This window comes from Microbispora bryophytorum, assembly GCF_006874465.1.
GTDB classification, from domain to species: Bacteria; Actinomycetota; Actinomycetes; order Streptosporangiales; family Streptosporangiaceae; genus Microbispora; species Microbispora bryophytorum.
This window is the reverse complement of sequence record NZ_VIRL01000014.1, coordinates 178,772-194,210: the sequence shown is the minus strand read 5'-3', so window position 1 is coordinate 194,210 and position 15,439 is coordinate 178,772. Positions and strand designations below refer to the sequence as shown.

The following is a 15,439-nucleotide window of genomic DNA, read 5'->3' as shown; positions in this document are numbered from 1 at the left end:
ATGTCCGCCATCACCGCTCGAAGGACGTCGTCCGCCGCCGCGTCGCGCGGCGGCGGCGTCCTGCCCTGGCTGGCGCTGCCGGCCCTGGTGGCCTTCGCCGTCTTCGCGCTGATTCCGCTGATCGGGGTCCTGCTGCTCAGCTTCACGTCCTGGGACACCCTGGGCGAGATCCAGCTGACCGGGCTCGAAAGCTGGCGGCAGGTGCTCACCGACCCCGGCCTGCCCCACGCGCTGTGGGTGACGTTCCTGATCATGCTGCTCTCCTGGGGCTTCCAGACCCCGGCCAGCATCCTGATCGGGGTGTTCCTGGCGGGCCACCAGCGCTACCGCGAACTGCTCGCGGTGCTGTACTTCATCCCGCTGCTGCTCAGCTCCGCGGCCATCGCGATCACCTTCAAGGCGCTGCTCGACCCGAACTTCGGGATCGGCGCCGGGCTGGGCCTCGACTTCCTCACCCAGGACTGGCTCGGCGAGCCGGGCCTCGCCTTCGGCGTCGTGATCTTCGTGGTGTCGTGGCAGTACATCCCGTTCCACTCGCTCCTCTACCAGGGCGGCGTACGGCAGATCCCGCGTTCGCTCTACGAGGCCGCGGAACTGGACGGCGCGGGACGGGTGCGCATGTTCTTCAGCATCACGCTGCCGCAGCTCAAGTACACGATCATCACGTCCTCGACACTGATGCTCGTCGGCTCCCTGACCTTCTTCGACCTGATCTTCGTGCTGACCGAGGGCGGCCCCGGCGACGCCACCCGCGCGCTCGCCCTGGACATGTACAAGCGCGGCTTCCAGGCCAACCTCATGGGAGCGGCCTGCGTGATCGGTGTCATCCTCGTCCTCGTGGGCCTCGCTCTGGCGCTGCTGCTACGCCGTATCGGCGGCCGCGACCCCTACGCCAGTCAGTTGGAAGGGGCCTGACCGTGACCACGACCCACACATCGAGGGCGGCCAAGCGCCCCGCCACGTCCGGGGCGCACGGACGCCATCCGGCGAAGAGCCGGCAGCGTCCGAACTGGCTGGGTGGGCTGGTGAGCTGGCTCTGGCTGGCCGTGGTGCTCATCCCGATCTACTGGATCGTGATCACCAGTCTCAAGACGCAGTCCAACTACTACTTGACCAACCCGTTCGTGCCGCCCGGTGATCCGACGCTGGACAACTACCGGCTCGTGATCGAGATGGACTTCCCGCTGTACTTCCTGAACAGCCTCATCGTCGCCATCGGCACGGTGATCCCGTCGGTGCTGTTCTCGTTCATGGCGGCGTACGCGATCGTCCGGAGCAGCGGCGCCAACCGCTTCCTGCGCGGGGTCAACTCGCTGTTCCTCATGGGCCTGGCCATCCCCCTGCAGGCGACGGTCATCCCCGTCTACCTGCTGATCATCAAGATGCAGCTCTACGACTCGCTGACGGCGCTGATCCTGCCGTCGATCGCCTTCGCGATCCCCCTGTCGGTGCTGGTGCTGTCCAACTTCATCAGGGACGTGCCGAAGGAACTGTTCGAGTCGATGCGGCTGGACGGCGCGTCCGAGTGGAAGACCCTGTGGGGCCTGGCCTTCCCGCTCACGCGGCCGGCCGTGGTGACGGTGTCGATCTACAACGCATTGCAGGTCTGGAACGGGTTCCTGCTGCCGCTGATCCTCACCCAGAGCCCCGACAAGCGCACGCTCCCGCTGGCGCTGGCGGCGTTCCAGGGCGGGCCTTACGGCGTGAACGTGCCCGCTGTGCTGGCCTCCGTCGTGCTGACCATCCTGCCGATTCTGATCCTCTACACGGTCGGCCGCCGTCAGCTGCTCAGCGGCCTGACCGCCGGTTTCGGCAAGTAGCTCGGCCGTCTGCCGGCGAGGCGGACCGGGCGCCGATCAGGGGCGGCATCCGGTCGCTCCCGCGGACGTACGAGGTGACCCGCCGATAACCGCCGAGCGGCCGTCCCTTCACCCAAGGGGCGGCCGTTCGTCGATCGGGGCATGATCCGGCCCGGTTTCCGCCGGGGGCGGGACGCGAACCGGCGGGCGGGGTACAGCCACCTCGATGCCGATCACTCACACCCTCAGGGCATTCCCCGGCTCCCTGCCGCGACGGCCCGCGACGGCGCTCGCCCTCGCACTGGCCCTGTCACTGCCTCTGGTGGCGCCCGCGGGCGCGGCGGCGGCCGGTGACGGCAACGGGAACCGCTCCGCCGTACGCGTGGGAAACGGCTCGGCCAACCGCAACCTGGTGGCGATGGGCAGCACACACCTGCGCGGCGCCCTCCACCAGTTCTCGGCGGAAGTGGGCGGGCTCAGCAGCGTGCAGGGCGGACTGTGCAGGCCGCGCGGCCGGCTCTGCGCGCTGTCGCAGAACGTCCGCGCGCACAGTCCCCGGGCGCACAGTCCCTCGGGCGATGAGACCGAGCGACGAAACCGGGCGCGGGCGGTGAACCGCTGATGCGCGACGGTCTCGCCCTGGCGGCGGTCGCGATCGCGACGGCGGCGCTCGCCGCCTCACCCTCCTCCGCCACCGGGAACGGCGACCGCAACGGCAACAGCGCCACCGTCCGCCTCGGCAACGGGGTCCGCAACGTCAGTCAGCTGACGGTGGGCAGCGCGCGAAGCGGGACCGGCATCCAGCAGAACACGATCGGCGTCGGCGGCCTGGCCAACGCGCAGAGCATCATGTGCCGCCGGTGGTCCCGGCTCTGCGACCTGACCCAGCGGGTGCGCGCGTCGGACCGGCAGAGCGACGTGGTCCGCCTTCCGGAGGCGCGACCCCGGCGGCACAGCGGATCGTCGTCCGGAGGCCGGGCCTCCACGGCCGGCCCGCGACCAGAGCCCAACGGAGATCGTTCCGCTGGGAGGTCCTAATCCTCGTCCAGCGGCCGTGACCGGCGCGGCTGCCCGGGGTAGATGCCCGGAAGGTCCGTACGAGCGGATCTCCTTTACGGACGACGGGGAAGGCGCGGGGGAACATGGCTCGTCACAGGGGGCGGCACGCGCTCACCGGCCCGGCGGCGCGACTGCTGGCGCTGACCGCGCTGACGCTCACGAGCGCCGGCCTCGCGCTCGCCCCCGCGAGCGCGGACGCGGCGACGAGCCGGGGCGGCGGCGACGGAAACGGCGCCAACTCCAGGTATGTGATCAACAACGGCCAGAACAACCTCAACTCCCTGCTCGTCGGCAGCCAGCGGAACATGTCGGGCGCCCAGCAGGTCGTCACGGGCGTGGACGCCTCGGTGAACACCCAGGCCTCCAACTGCCTGCGCCGGCCCGGCTGCAGGGGCTCCCAGAATCTCCGGGGCCGCAACCAGAGCTCTCCCCGGACGAGCGGCACTGTGATCAACGGGCGCTGACGCGCCGCGCCGGGAACGTGGCGGGACCCGGCGCGTCGAAGACATCGGCCGGACCCCGGCGGAGGCTACCGTGTGACGAGGCTTCGAGTGACCGGGCTTCGAACGGGTGGTGGCGGATGCTTCATTCCTGCGGTGCATCTCGGCGTGTCCCGCCGTTCGCCGTCGTCCTCGTCCTCGTCCTCGTCGCGGTCGCGGCCGCCGCCGCGCAGGTCCTCCTCACCGCTCCCGCGCACGCGCGGGCCGGGCGGGGGGACGGAGACGGCCCGGCGTCCGTCGGCAACGGCACCCGCAACCGGAACATCGTCTATCTGCGCAGTCCCACGCGCAATCGCGGTCACCAGCACACCGCGGCCAGCACCGCGGGCGGAGCGACCAGCGTGGCCGACGGTTTCTGCCGCCGGACCAGCCACTGCGACATCAGGCAGAACATCGCGGTCGCCGTCGCGGCGCCCCTGTAGCCCTCACCCGCCCCACTCACTCAGCGTCATTCACTCAGCGCGCGTACGGCCTCTTCCGGGCTGTCGTAGAAGGAGAGCAGCTGGTCCAGGCCCATGATCTGGAAGACGCGGGCGATGTCGGCGTCCAGGCCGGCCAGGAACAGGGCGGCGCCCGCGTCGGCGGCGCGCTGGTGGGCCGCGACCAGCGTGGCGATACCCGTGGAGTCGCAGAAGGTCAGGCCGGACAGGTCGATCACCAGGTCGGCGTCCGGACCGAACTTCACCTCCTCCAGGGCCGCCCGCAGGCGTGGAGTCGTGTGATGATCCAGGTCACCGGCCACGACGAGCAGGTGCGGCCCGGAGGTATGCGGCTGGAGGCTGACGGTCAGACCGTTGTCATGCTGCACCGAGACTCCCGGAGGACGGCGTTCGAGTGGCGGGCGGGACGGAGAGGGCGAGGATCGCGGTGTCGTCCGAGACCCCCTTGCCCAGGGCCGTGATCAGGTCGTGCACGGTGGTGAGGAGGGCGTCGGCGCTTGTGGGCCTGGCGGCGGCGAGGTAGGCGGTCAGTCCGTCTTCGTCGAGCATCGAGCCGGTCGGCGTCCGCGCCTCGGTGAGGCCGTCGGTGTAGAGCAGCAGCGCGTCGCCGGCGTTCAGACGCGCGCTCACCTGGGCGAAGTGGGGATCGCGCAGGATGCCGATCAGCTGACCCCCGGCCGGGTGGATCGGCTCGACGAGGCCGTTCGCCCGCACCGCCAGCGCCGGGGGATGGCCCCCGGTGGCGAGCGTGACGCCGAACCCGTCATCGTCGGGCTGCAGGACGCCGAAGACCGCCGTGCAGTACGGCACCGGGGCCTCGCCGCCCGCGTGCTCCTGTTGCAGGACCGCGTCGAGATTGGCCAGCACCGCGTGCGGGTCGGCGTCGTAGACCGCCGCGGCGCGCAGGGTGTAGCGGACCAGCGACGTCAGCGCGGCGGCGTCGGCGCCCTTGCCGCAGACGTCGCCGAGGAAGAACCCCCACCGGTCGCCGTCGAGGGGGAACAGGTCGTAGAAGTCGCCACCCACCTCGTCGGCCGAGACGGGGTGATAGGCGGCGGCCGCGCGCAGTCCCGGCACCCGGGGCAACACCGGCGGGAGCAGGGTGCGCTGCAGAGTGCGGGCCAGCCGCTCGGCGCCCGCGCGCAACTCCCTCTCGATCTCGACCGTACGGTGCGTGGCCAGCCGCACCTCGAGTTCGTCCATGACGAGGCCGGCCAGGTCCCGCAGGCAGTCCAGCTCCTCGTCGCCGGCCTCACGGGGGCGGACGTCCATGACGTTGACGCTGCCCAGCGCCTCGCCGTCCGGCGTCGTGATCAGCGCGGCGGCGAAGAAACGGATGCCCGGCTCACCGCGCACCGCCGGGTCGCCGGCCGCCTGAGGGTCCAGCAGCGCGTCGTGGACGACGTACGGACCGCCGTGCCGTACGGCCGCGGCGCACAGGCTCTCGACGAGCCCGCGGCGCGGGGGCAGCCCGTGCGCGGCGATGGCATGGACCGTGTCGTCGCCGACGATCGTGACGGTGGCGAAGGGAGCGTGGAAGATCCGCGCGGCCAGGCCGGCCACCCGGTCGAGCGCGGCGCCGGAGGCGGTCTCCAGGGCCGCGTAGCGGCGCACGGCCGCGAGACGGCTCGCCTCCGGGGCGGAGGTGAGCGGCATCAGCCTGCCTGGCGCGTCGACGGTGCTGACCGTGAGCTCCTTCCGTCGCACCGGGCCGGGGCCTTGGGCGGGCCCGCCTGGCCGGTGAATGATTTGCCCTATCCTACGAAATCGTTGAACTGTCTCCTTCCTGGCCTGCCGGACTCGGTGACTCATTGGCGGGTGGCGGCCAGGCGTCGCCCCAGACGACGTCGCGCGCCTCGCGGTAGGTCTCGCCCTGGCGCTTGGAGACCGCGCGGTCGGCCAGCCCGTCCTCGGCCGTGCACAGGCGCAGCGTCACCAGTCCCTTGCGCTTGAGGGGGTGGCGCAGGATCCGGCTCTCCGCTCGCGGCCACGGCCGGGCCGACGCCGCGATGTAGGAGAACTTCTCGTCCTCGAAGCTCAGCGTGCCGTCCTTGATCCGCCGGTGCAGGGCGGTCCGGCTGAGGCGGACCGCGAAGTGACACCAGTCCTGGTCCGGGCGGATCGGGCACTGTCCGTCGTGCGGGCAGGGGGCGACCAGGTGCAGGCCCGACTTCGTCAGGAGCTGCCGGGCCGCCGCGATCCGGGCGTAGCCGGCGGGCGTGCCGGGCTCGACGATCACTAGCATGCCGGCGGCGCGGGCCGTCTCCGACGCCAGAGACCCGACCACGTCCTCCTGGACGGCGGGCGACAGCTCGCCGAGCACGTAGGACATCGTGACCAGGTCGGCCACCGGCGCGGGCGTGCTCCGGTCGACGAACGCCCGCTGCCAGCGCGCCTCCCGTACGGCCGCCGCGGGGGCGTGACCGGCCAGCCGCTGCCCGAAGGCGATGGCGGAGGGGGACTGCTCCAGGACGGTGACCGTGCGCAGCGTCGGCCAGACCGCGCTCGCGGCCCACAGCGCGCTGCCCGTGCCGCCGCCCACGTCGACCTGCGTACGCGGCGCGAAACCGGGGGCGAACAGGGCGACCTGGCGCAGCGCCGCGCGCACGGCGCTGTAGGTCGCCGGCATGCGGTATCCGGCGTACGCGGCGACCGCGACCTCCGAGCTCAGCGCGGGCACGCTCCGGTCGAAGCCCTCCCGGTACTGCCGGATGAGCGTCTGCACGCTTCGCGTCAGCTCGGCCGCCGGGAAGCGTCCGAGCGACGCTTCCAGCGCGTCGTCCAGGTCATCGGGCAGGGTGGACACGGCGTTCATGATGCCCCGCTCCGCTCAGGCTGTCGAAACGCCGAGTCGCACGATCACCTGGCAGGAGGCGCCCTGCTGATCGGCCAGCCCGCCGAACGTGAGCGCGAGCCGGGCGCCGGTCTCCACGCGGCGCAGCAGCGGGTGACCCCGCGTGACCCCGGCCACCGGGCGGTCCCATGTCACCGTCAGCTCGTCGAGGGCGCGCCGGGGGTCGGCCACCGTCACCGTGGCCGTGCCGTCGCCGAGGTCGCGCACGAGGACCGCGCACGGATCGGAGGCCGTCAGGCCGCCCGCCCGCCCCCCGGCCCGGCCGCCCGTCCAGAAGTTGACCGCGGTGACGCCCAGCGACGGGACCTCGATCCCCTGCTGCGCGGAGGTGTTGGCGAGCACCCGGGCCCAGCCGGGATCGGCGGCGCGGGCGGCGGTCTCCGCCGGGCCCGCCCCCGGCATGAGGTGGTAGACGTAACCGGCCGCGCCACTGTCCATGCCAGGGTCCACGCCGTGGTCCAGCCACAGTGTCGCGTAGGGCCGGGTGACCCCCGCGGCCGTACGGTCCTCGCGCAGCGTGCGCAGCGACTGCCCGGCGGGCACGACGTAACCGCCGTGGCCGTCCAGATGAGCCCATCCGGTGCCCACGGTGAGCCGGGCGCCGGCCCTGCGGTTGTCCACGACGGTCTCGACCGGCAGGCCGTCGCGGCAGGCGATGCCGGCGCCGAGGCAGACCACGGCGTCGTCGAGGAAGAACCACGACTTGAACGCCTCCAGCGTGCTCTCCAGGCCGAACAGGTGCTGACCCACGGCGGCGCACACCCCGTCGGTCGTGCCGCCCACCCATTCGGCCGGCGGGCGGGTGTCGCCCCACCCGCCGCCCGCGCCGTCCGGCAGCCGCCGGGTGGAGACCGTCGTGCCCGGCAGCCGGTAGGGGTCCACGGTGGGCCAGAAGGAGTCGGAGTACTGATCCCCCTGGCCGGTGGTCCACCAATAGAGCATCCCCGAGCCGGTGTGCCAGCCGCGCAGGTTCTCGCCGTTGCCGTGCTCGTAGTGCGCGACACGGGAGGAGGCCATGCTGACCGCCGCGCACCAGCCGGGCCTGCGGTGCACGGCGCGGGCGCTCATGGGGAACAGGCGGTGCCCGGTGGGCTCGGCGGTGTCGCGTACGGCCCAGCCCTTGACCATGGCCCGCCAGCGGGCCCGCTCCGCGTCGGGGGCGGTCTCGGCCAGCAGCAGGACCGCCGCGGCGATCTCCCTGCCCCTCCTGTGGTCGCCGTACGACCGCCTGTCGATGCCCCGTCCGCGTACGAGGTCCATGCAGGCGCCGTCGTGGACGAAGGGCGCGAACGCCCTGTCCACCGCGTCGAGGACGGTGCCCGCCGCCGGGTCGGTGATCTCCCACGGCGTGCCCCGCAGCACGGCGAACAGCGTGGCGAGGCCGGTCAGCAGCACCGCGCCGTACCCGCCCTGGTAGGCGACGGAGCCGTGTTGGATGAACGAGCCGTCGCGGTAGAAGCCGTCGCCCTCGGTGACGTAGGGGAACACCGGGGAGAGCGCCGACGCGGCGAGCGCGGCACGGCCGGGGTCGCCGCCCGCGATCGCCCGCAGCAGCGTCACCGTGCACAGATCGACCCGGTTCGCCCCGGTGCTGTTGCCCTCGTAGTCGTCCAGGCGGCTGTCCGGCACGAAGGTGTCCACCGCCTCGCACAGCGCCGAGACCTGGGTGTCCGTCAGGTGCGGGGCGGCCAGCACGGCCGCGTCGAGCAGCGCCCTGGGCGTCCCGATCCGCCAGTCCCACCAGTTGCCGGTCTGCTCGGCGTACACGTGCCGCACGTAGTGCTCGACGCCCGCGGCGACCGCCGTGCCGAGGCCCGGCTCGGCGGTCAGCCCGGTGCCCGGCAGCGCGTACGCCCGGGCCATCGCCCGCAGCCGCGCCGGCGTGGCGTCGAGAGAGGGGAAGGGCAGGTCCGGCCAGAGCGACCGGCGCGTGGGCGTCATCGCGTCGCGGTGCCGGGCGGCCTGCGCGCCCAGCCGCGCCAGCCGGGTCCGGTACGGCTCCCGCTCCGGGTCGAACGTCCCCGGCCAGCCGAGCGTGACCTCCCGCCATCGGCGGCGCAGCAGGATGAAGGTTCCGGCGTTCTCAGGGGTGGCCTTCTCACGGGGGGCAGCACAGGCCACGGCCAGCGCGGCGAGCCCGCCGAGCTGGAGAAATAATCGCCGGGAAGGTCCTTTCACGCGTAGATTATCCGCGCGATCCCTCCCTTTCATCGATCTTCCACGCGCCTCTATGGGAGCGCTCCCAACTGACGTACCTTACTTCTGCCGTTGTCACCGGGAAAAGGAGCGCGTCGTGCGACGACTGTCACGCGTGGTGTTGTCCTGTCTGGCTCTGCTGCTGCCGCTGACGGCCGCGCCGGCCGCCTCCGCGGCGCCCCCGCCCCCGCCACACGGGCCGGGGACCTGCGCGAAGGGCGGCACGCTGTTCTGCGAGGACTTCCAGTCGCTGCCGGTCGGCGGCGCGGCGAGCCTCGGCTGGGGCGTCGACACCAAGCACGGCACGCTCACCGTGGAGCACGCCGAACGCGGGCAGAAGGTGCTGCACGTCCACACCGAGGGCAACGGGCGGGCATTCCTCAAGGTGGACGACTTCGCCCCGCCCGGCAACGGCTTCTACGGCCGCCTGCGGCTGCGCGTGAAGGCGTTCCCGACCGCGCCCGACTGGGCCCACTACACGCTGGTCGAGGCCACCGGCGCGGGCCCGGAGATCGTCCGGCCGCTCGGCGGCCAGTACGTCCCCACGCTGCGCGAGGACCTGTGGGGTGTCGGCGCGGACGGCGGCCCGACCGGCGACTGGACCAACTGGCGCGAGTCGGCCCCCTCCAACGCCGGGGGGTGGCAGTGCGTCGAGTGGCGGATGGACCCCGCCGACAACGCGATCTCGCTCTGGTTCGACGGGGTGCCCAAGCCCGACCTCACCGTGTCCACCCGCGCCCACGGCGGCAACGACGTCGACTTCGTCTTCCCCCGCTTCGACACCGTCAAGATCGGCTGGCAGCTCTACCAGCCGAACCCCTCCCCCGCGGCGTACGACGTCTGGGTGGACGACATCGCTCTGAGCACCCGGCGCGTCGGCTGCGCCTGACGTCTCACGCGGCCGGCCGGGGCGCCCGCAGGGCGGGATGCCCACCGGCCGCGATGGCTGTGAACGTTTCAGGGAATCTTGTCGCCGCCCCGCTCACGGGGTTAGTTTGTTTGGCCAATTGACGAACTAAGTGACTCGATTCCCGGAAGGACCGCACCCATGAGCCAACCTCCCGGCGGCCCCCTGACCAGCCGCCGCGGATTTCTCGGGATGGTCGGCGCGGGCGCGTTCGCCGCCGCCGGCCTCACCGGCTGCGCGGCCAAGAAAGAGGCGTCCAAGGGCACCGCCGTCGCCGCCGACAAGCTCAAGGGCCTCGTGCCCACCCGCGTGCCGTTCCAGGTGACCGGCCTGACGCCCGACCTGCCCGGCTCGGAGTTCGTCGAACCCGGCTTCCTGACCAGGCCGGGCACGATGGTCCAGGCCGTCACCACCAAGCCGATCACCAGCGGCGCGGAGGTCAGGGCGATGACCCCGCTGTGGGGCACCGTCCCTCCCGGCCTCGGCGAGAACTCCTACTACGACGCCGTCAACGAACGGCTCGGCGGGGTCGTCCGGTTCAACATCTCCGACGGCAACACCTACGTCGACAAGCTGAACACGATCCTCGCCAGCGGCGACGTGCCCGAGATGATCCAGATCCCGGGCTGGAACATCGACTCCATCGCCCACTTCACCGAGGCGGCCAACAAGCTCTTCGCCGACCTGTCACCCTACCTCGCGGGCGACAAGGCCAAGGAGTTCCCGCTGCTGGCCAACTACGACACCGCCGCGTGGACGTACGGCGTGTTCGGCGGCGTGCTCCAGGGGATCCCGTGGCAGAACGCGCCCTACCCGTTCGCCACGATCGTCCGCACGGACATCCTCGACGAGCTCGGCCTGTCCGTGCCCAAGAGCGCCGACGACCTGCTCACCCTGGGCAGGGAGCTGACCGACCCGAAGAAGAAGCGCTGGGCGTTCGGCGGCATGGACCAGGAGGTCCAGCGGGCGTTCGGCGCCCCGCGCGAGTGGCGCAAGCAGCCCGACGGCACCCTGATCTACAAGTACGAGACGCCGGAGTGGCAGCAGTCCATCGAGCTCCTGACAAAGCTGTTCGAGGCGGGATACGTCCATCCGGACGTCGTGGCCAACCAGTTCGCCGACCACAAGGAGCTCTTCGGCACCGGGCAGCTCGTCATGTACAAGGACGGGCTCGGCGCGATCCACGAGATCCTCGGCAACTATCTGCCCGGCAACCCGAAGATCGACGTGCGGGCCGTGGACCCCTACCCGGCCCACCCGGGCGGCAAGGTCATCGTGTGGCGCAACGAGCCCGCCGGCATGTTCTGCTTCATCAGGAAGGGCCTCGGCGACGCCCGCACCCGCGAGCTGCTCGGCATCGCCGACTGGTGCTCCGCGCCGTACGGCACCCAGGAGTACGACCTGATCAACAACGGCGTCGAGGGCAGGCACTTCACGCTGAAGGACGGGCAGGTCCAGCAGACCGCGCTCGGCCGCAAGGAGGTCGCCCCGACGTATCTGTTCCTGTCCGGACGGCCCGGCGCGATCACCGAGAACCAGTACCCCGGCTACGTCGAGGCCTACCACGGCTGGGAGCAGACGGCCTCGCGATACCTGGAGAACGACCCGTTCGTCGGCATCCGGGTGGAGAGGCCGTCCAAGATGGCCGGGCTGACCCAGCCGACCGAGGACAAGATGAACGAGATCTTCCGCGGCAAGCGGCCGGTCTCGGAGTGGGCCACGATCCTCAAGGACTGGCAGGAGCAGGGTGGCAACGAGGCCCGCGAGTTCTACATGAAGGTCGCCAGGGAGAACGGGCGGCTGTGAGCGCCGACGCGGACACGAGGAGCGTGACGGAGGTCCGGCCCGGGGCGACCCAGGCCGGCCCGGCCGCCGGCCCGCGGAAGGACGCCTTCGCGGCGCGGCTGCGCCGGGACTGGCCGCTGCTGGTCATGGCCATGCCGATGCTGGTGCTGGTCACCGCGTTCTGGTGGGTCCCGGCGCTGGGGAACGTCATCGCCTTCCAGGACTACAACCCGTTCAGCGGCGGCATCCTGGGCAGCCCGATCATAGGGTTCACCAACTTCGCCCAGCTGTTCGGCGACGCGCAGTTCATCCGGGCGGTGGTGAACACGCTGGGCATCACCGCGTTCCAGCTCGTCTTCTACTTCCCGCTGCCGATCGCGCTGGCGCTGCTGCTCAACAGCGTGGTCTCCGGGCGGCTGCGGGCCTTCATCCAGGGCGTCGTCTACCTGCCCCACTTCTTCTCGTGGGTGCTGGTGGTCGCGATCTTCCAGCAGATGTTCGGCGGCGCCGGCCTCCTCGCGCAGATCCTGCGCGACCACGGGCACGCGGGCATCGACTGGATGACGAACTCCGACACGTTCATCCTGCTCGTGACCGCGCAAACGGTCTGGAAGGACGCCGGCTGGGGCACGATCGTGTTCCTCGCCGCGCTCAGCACGATCGACCAGAACCTGTACGAGGCCGCCGCGGTCGACGGCGCCCGCCGGTGGCGCCGGATGTGGCACATCACGCTGCCGGGCCTGCGGCCGGTCATCGTGCTGCTGCTGATCCTGCGGCTCGGCGACGCGCTCAACGTCGGCTTCGAGCAGTTCATGCTGCAGCGCGGCGCGGTCGGCAGCAAGGTGTCGGAGGTCTTCGACACCTTCGTCTACTGGTCCGGCCTGCGCACCGGCGACTTCGGCTACGGCGCGGCGGCCGGACTGTTCAAGGGCCTGGTCGGGCTGGTGCTCATCCTGGCGGCCAACCGGGTGGCGCACGCCCTCGGCGAGCGAGGGGTGTATTCGCGATCATGAACACAACGAAGGTGTCCGGGCTCGCGCCCTGGGAGGAGCCGGGATCGGCCGCCGGCCGGATCGGCAAGGGCGGCGTGCTGGTGCTCGTCGTGCTCGCCGTGCTGCTGCCGCTCTACACGATCGTGCTGACCAGTCTGTCGTCGGCCGACACGGTGAACCGGGTCGGCGGCCTGGTGCTGGTGCCGGACGGCATCACGCTCGACGCCTACCGCCAGATCTTCTCCGACAGCGTGGTCAGCCGCGCGGTGCTGGTCAGCACCGGCGTCACCGTCGTGGGAACGGCGGTCAGCCTCGGCGTGAGCGTCCTCGGGGCGTACGCGCTGTCGCGGCCGGGAACGCTGTTCCACCGGCCGATCCTGTTCTGCGTGCTGCTGATGTTCGTGTTCTTCCCCGGCCTGATCCCGACCTACCTGATGGTGGCCTCGCTCGGGCTGAAGGACTCGTACTGGTCGCTGATCCTGCCGTCGGCCGTGTCGGCGTTCAATGTGGTCGTGCTGCGCGCGTTCTTCATGAACATCCCGCGCGAGCTGCTCGACAGCGCCCGCATCGACGGCGCCGGCGAGTTCCGCATCCTGTGGCGGATCGTGCTGCCGCTGGCGAAGGCGGTCACGGCGGTCATCGGCCTGTTCTACGCGGTCGGCTACTGGAACGCGTGGTTCAACGCCATGCTCTACGTCGACGACACCCGCAGGTGGCCGCTGGCGCTGGTCCTGCGGTCGTACGTCGTGGACTCCAACCCGCTGCCGACGGCCACGGTCGGCGTGAGCGGCTTCGGCCATGTCGCGCCGCCGACCCTCGCGATCAAGATGGCCATCGTCGCCGTCGCCGTGCTGCCCGCCCTGGTCGTCTACCCGTTCGTGCAGCGTCACTTCACCAAGGGCGTCATCATCGGCGCCATCAAGGGCTGATGCGCATGCCGCTGTGGTACGGAGGGGACTACAACCCGGAGCAGTGGCCCGAGGAGGTGTGGGCCGAGGACGTCGCGCTCATGCGCCGGGCGGGGGTCACCCTCGTCACCGTCGGCGTCTTCTCCTGGTCGCGGCTGGAGCCGGCCGAGGGCCGCTACACCTTCGGCTGGCTCGACCGGGTGCTCGACCTGCTCGCCGGCGGAGGGATCGGCGTGGACCTGGCCGTCCCGACCGCCTCTCCCCCGCCGTGGTTCTCCCTGGCGCACCCCGATGCCCTGACCGTCACCCGCGACGGCGTACGGCTCACGCACGGCAGCCGCGACACCTACTGCGTGAGCGCCCCGGCGTACCGCGAGGCGTCGATGCGGATCACCCGGGCCCTCGCCGAGCGCTACCGCGACCACCGCGCGCCGGTCATGTGGCACGTGCACAACGAGTACGGCACGCCCTGCCACTGCGACCACGCCGCCGCGGCGTTCCGGGCCTGGCTGCGCAGGCGGTACGGCGGCCTCGACGCGCTGAACGACGCCTGGACGACCGCGTTCTGGGGGCAGCACTACTCGGACTGGGCGCAGATCACCCCGCCCCGGGCGACGCAGTATCTCCCCAATCCGGGGCAGGCGCTCGACTTCCGCCGGTTCGTCTCCGACGAGATGCTCGCCCACTTCACCGAGCAGCGCGACCTGCTTCGCGAGCTGACCCCCGGCGTGCCCGTCACCACCAACTACGTGCTGGCCGGCTGGGCCTGCGTCGACCACTGGAAGTGGTCGCGCGAGGTGGACCTGGTCTCCGTCGACGACTATCCCTCCGGGCGGGGCATGGCGGCGGCCGAGCAGACCGCCTTCACCGCCGACCTGGCCCGATCGTGGGCGGGCGGGCGGCCCTGGCTGCTGATGGAGCAGGCCACGGGGTATGTGCTGGGCCCGCGCGCGGCGCCCAAGGAGCCCGGCGAGATCGCCAGGCACAGCCTGCAGCACGTCGCCCGGGGCTCGCAGGGCGCGATGTTCTTCCAGTGGCGGGCCTCCCGCGGCGGCGCCGAGCAGTGGCATCCCGGCATGGTTCCGCACGCCGGCCCGGACTCCCGCGTCTTCCGTGAGGTCTGCGCCCTGGGCGAGGCGCTGGGGCGCATTCCCGCGCCGGCCGGCGGGTCACTCGACGGGCCGCCGGTCGCCGAGGCGGAGGTCGCGATCCTGTGGGACGAGGAGGCGTGGTGGGCCGTCCAGGGGCCCGGCCTGCCGAGCGCCGAGATCGACTACCTCGCGGCCGCCCAGCAGGCCCATCGGGTGCTGTGGCGGCAGGGCGTCGCCGTCTGCTTCGCCCATCCGTCGCACGATCTGCCGGCGTACCGGGCCGTCCTCGTGCCGAGCCTCTACCTGATCTCCGACGCGGCCGCCCGGAACCTCGCGGCGTACGTGGAGGGCGGCGGCACGCTCGTCGTGTCGTTCTTCAGCGGGATCGCCGACGAGCACACCCGGATCAGGCTGGGCGGCTACCCGGGGGCGTTGCGCGAGATCCTCGGCGTCCGAGTGGAGGAGTTCCGCCCGCTCGCCGAGCCGGTCGAACTGCCGGAACTCGGCCCCGCGACGGTGTGGAGCGAGGTCGTCCACCTGGAGGGGGCGGAGGCGGTCGCCCGCTACCCCGGCGGCCGGCCCGCCGTGACGCGCCACCGGTTCGGCGCCGGCACGGCCTGGTACGTCTCGACCCGGCTCGACGACTCCGGCTACGCCCGCGTCCTCGCGCACGCCGGGCCGGCCGGGAGCGGCACCCCCGGCGTCGAGGTCGTACGGCAGCGGGACCGGGTCTTCGCCATCAACCACACGGAGGACGAGCAGCCCGTTCCCGTCGACGGCATCGACCTGATCACCGGCAGACCCGTCGACGGCAGCCTCGGCCCCGGCGGATACGTCGTCGTCCCTGCAGGTGCGCCCGAATCATCGGTAATGTACCCATAAAGAAAGAATAGGAAGAGTAAGCATTT

Annotated in this window: 15 protein-coding genes; 11 read left to right on the top strand and 4 right to left on the bottom strand. The window is 71.8% G+C overall.

Translation table 11 applies throughout. The features are described from left to right. From FLX07_RS24120 to FLX07_RS24095, 6 genes are all read left to right on the top strand, one after another. On the top strand, positions 1-915 hold the full coding sequence (locus tag FLX07_RS24120; RefSeq protein WP_142573616.1) for a carbohydrate ABC transporter permease: 915 nt from the start codon (positions 1-3) through the stop codon (positions 913-915). A gap of 2 nt (positions 916-917) precedes the next feature. Further along, entirely contained in the window at positions 918-1,820 is a 903-nt protein-coding gene (locus FLX07_RS24115) for a carbohydrate ABC transporter permease (RefSeq protein ID WP_142573615.1), read from the top strand. 205 nt (positions 1,821-2,025) lie between these two features. Then, positions 2,026-2,421: a hypothetical protein gene (locus FLX07_RS24110; RefSeq protein ID WP_142573613.1), complete on the top strand. Its 396-nt coding sequence runs from the start codon at positions 2,026-2,028 to the stop codon at positions 2,419-2,421. Further along, entirely contained in the window at positions 2,421-2,837 is a 417-nt protein-coding gene (locus tag FLX07_RS24105; RefSeq protein WP_142573611.1) for a hypothetical protein, read from the top strand. Before FLX07_RS24110 ends, FLX07_RS24105 begins: the two co-directional genes overlap by 1 nt. Positions 2,838-2,941: 104 nt before the next feature. Continuing rightward, positions 2,942-3,322, top strand: coding sequence for a hypothetical protein (locus FLX07_RS24100; protein ID WP_142573609.1), 381 nt, complete (start codon positions 2,942-2,944; stop codon positions 3,320-3,322). A gap of 116 nt (positions 3,323-3,438) precedes the next feature. Next, entirely contained in the window at positions 3,439-3,780 is a 342-nt protein-coding gene (locus FLX07_RS24095) for a hypothetical protein (protein WP_142573607.1), read from the top strand. Positions 3,781-3,806: 26 nt separating this feature from the next. Here FLX07_RS24095 and FLX07_RS24090 read toward each other — a convergent pair whose 3' ends face one another. Genes FLX07_RS24090 through FLX07_RS24075 form a run of 4 tightly spaced genes read right to left on the bottom strand, consistent with a single transcriptional unit; the run spans position 3,807 to position 8,830 of the window. Further along, positions 3,807-4,166 carry an STAS domain-containing protein gene (locus FLX07_RS24090; RefSeq protein WP_229689493.1) on the bottom strand — a complete coding sequence of 120 codons (360 nt, stop codon included), beginning with the start codon at positions 4,164-4,166 and terminating at the stop codon, positions 3,807-3,809. Further along, on the bottom strand, positions 4,156-5,505 hold the full coding sequence (locus FLX07_RS24085; protein ID WP_208762356.1) for a PP2C family protein-serine/threonine phosphatase: 1,350 nt from the start codon (positions 5,503-5,505) through the stop codon (positions 4,156-4,158). Before FLX07_RS24085 ends, FLX07_RS24090 begins: the two co-directional genes overlap by 11 nt. A gap of 52 nt (positions 5,506-5,557) precedes the next feature. Continuing rightward, the gene (locus FLX07_RS24080) at positions 5,558-6,613 is read right to left on the bottom strand and encodes a small ribosomal subunit Rsm22 family protein (RefSeq protein ID WP_142573605.1); all 1,056 of its coding nucleotides are present in this window, start codon (positions 6,611-6,613) and stop codon (positions 5,558-5,560) included. A gap of 15 nt (positions 6,614-6,628) precedes the next feature. Next, positions 6,629-8,830: a polysaccharide lyase 8 family protein gene (locus FLX07_RS24075; RefSeq protein WP_142573603.1), complete on the bottom strand. Its 2,202-nt coding sequence runs from the start codon at positions 8,828-8,830 to the stop codon at positions 6,629-6,631. Between the two features lie 115 nt (positions 8,831-8,945). Here FLX07_RS24075 and FLX07_RS24070 point away from each other — a divergent pair, with 115 nt between their 5' ends. The 5 genes from FLX07_RS24070 (at position 8,946) to FLX07_RS24050 (ending at position 15,413) form a co-directional block, all read left to right on the top strand. After that, positions 8,946-9,737 carry a hypothetical protein gene (locus tag FLX07_RS24070; protein WP_229689492.1) on the top strand — a complete coding sequence of 264 codons (792 nt, stop codon included), beginning with the start codon at positions 8,946-8,948 and terminating at the stop codon, positions 9,735-9,737. A gap of 159 nt (positions 9,738-9,896) precedes the next feature. After that, a complete protein-coding gene (locus tag FLX07_RS24065; RefSeq protein WP_142573599.1) occupies positions 9,897-11,561 on the top strand; it encodes an extracellular solute-binding protein in 1,665 nt (554 codons plus the stop codon). Further along, positions 11,558-12,553 (top strand): ABC transporter permease, encoded by a 996-nt coding sequence (locus FLX07_RS24060; RefSeq protein ID WP_229689491.1) that lies wholly within the window; start codon positions 11,558-11,560, stop codon positions 12,551-12,553. Before FLX07_RS24065 ends, FLX07_RS24060 begins: the two co-directional genes overlap by 4 nt. Continuing rightward, the gene (locus FLX07_RS24055; protein WP_142573597.1) at positions 12,550-13,461 is read left to right on the top strand and encodes a carbohydrate ABC transporter permease; all 912 of its coding nucleotides are present in this window, start codon (positions 12,550-12,552) and stop codon (positions 13,459-13,461) included. Before FLX07_RS24060 ends, FLX07_RS24055 begins: the two co-directional genes overlap by 4 nt. Next, positions 13,461-15,413, top strand: a complete 1,953-nt coding sequence (locus FLX07_RS24050) for a beta-galactosidase (protein ID WP_142573595.1) — start codon at positions 13,461-13,463, stop codon at positions 15,411-15,413. Before FLX07_RS24055 ends, FLX07_RS24050 begins: the two co-directional genes overlap by 1 nt. Positions 15,414-15,439: the final 26 nt, after the last annotated feature.

Excerpts from the sequence above, each read along its gene's own strand:
- FLX07_RS24120 (WP_142573616.1), top strand. The coding sequence starts at position 1 with ATGTCCGCCATCACCGCTCGAAGGACGTCGTCCGCCGCCGCGTCGCGC.
- FLX07_RS24110 (WP_142573613.1), top strand. The coding sequence starts at position 2,026 with ATGCCGATCACTCACACCCTCAGGGCATTCCCCGGCTCCCTGCCGCGA.
- FLX07_RS24105 (WP_142573611.1), top strand. The coding sequence starts at position 2,421 with ATGCGCGACGGTCTCGCCCTGGCGGCGGTCGCGATCGCGACGGCGGCG.
- FLX07_RS24100 (WP_142573609.1), top strand. The coding sequence starts at position 2,942 with ATGGCTCGTCACAGGGGGCGGCACGCGCTCACCGGCCCGGCGGCGCGA.
- FLX07_RS24095 (WP_142573607.1), top strand. The coding sequence starts at position 3,439 with ATGCTTCATTCCTGCGGTGCATCTCGGCGTGTCCCGCCGTTCGCCGTC.
- FLX07_RS24080 (WP_142573605.1), bottom strand. The coding sequence starts at position 6,613 with ATGAACGCCGTGTCCACCCTGCCCGATGACCTGGACGACGCGCTGGAA.
- FLX07_RS24065 (WP_142573599.1), top strand. The coding sequence starts at position 9,897 with ATGAGCCAACCTCCCGGCGGCCCCCTGACCAGCCGCCGCGGATTTCTC.
- FLX07_RS24055 (WP_142573597.1), top strand. The coding sequence starts at position 12,550 with ATGAACACAACGAAGGTGTCCGGGCTCGCGCCCTGGGAGGAGCCGGGA.
- FLX07_RS24050 (WP_142573595.1), top strand. The coding sequence starts at position 13,461 with ATGCGCATGCCGCTGTGGTACGGAGGGGACTACAACCCGGAGCAGTGG.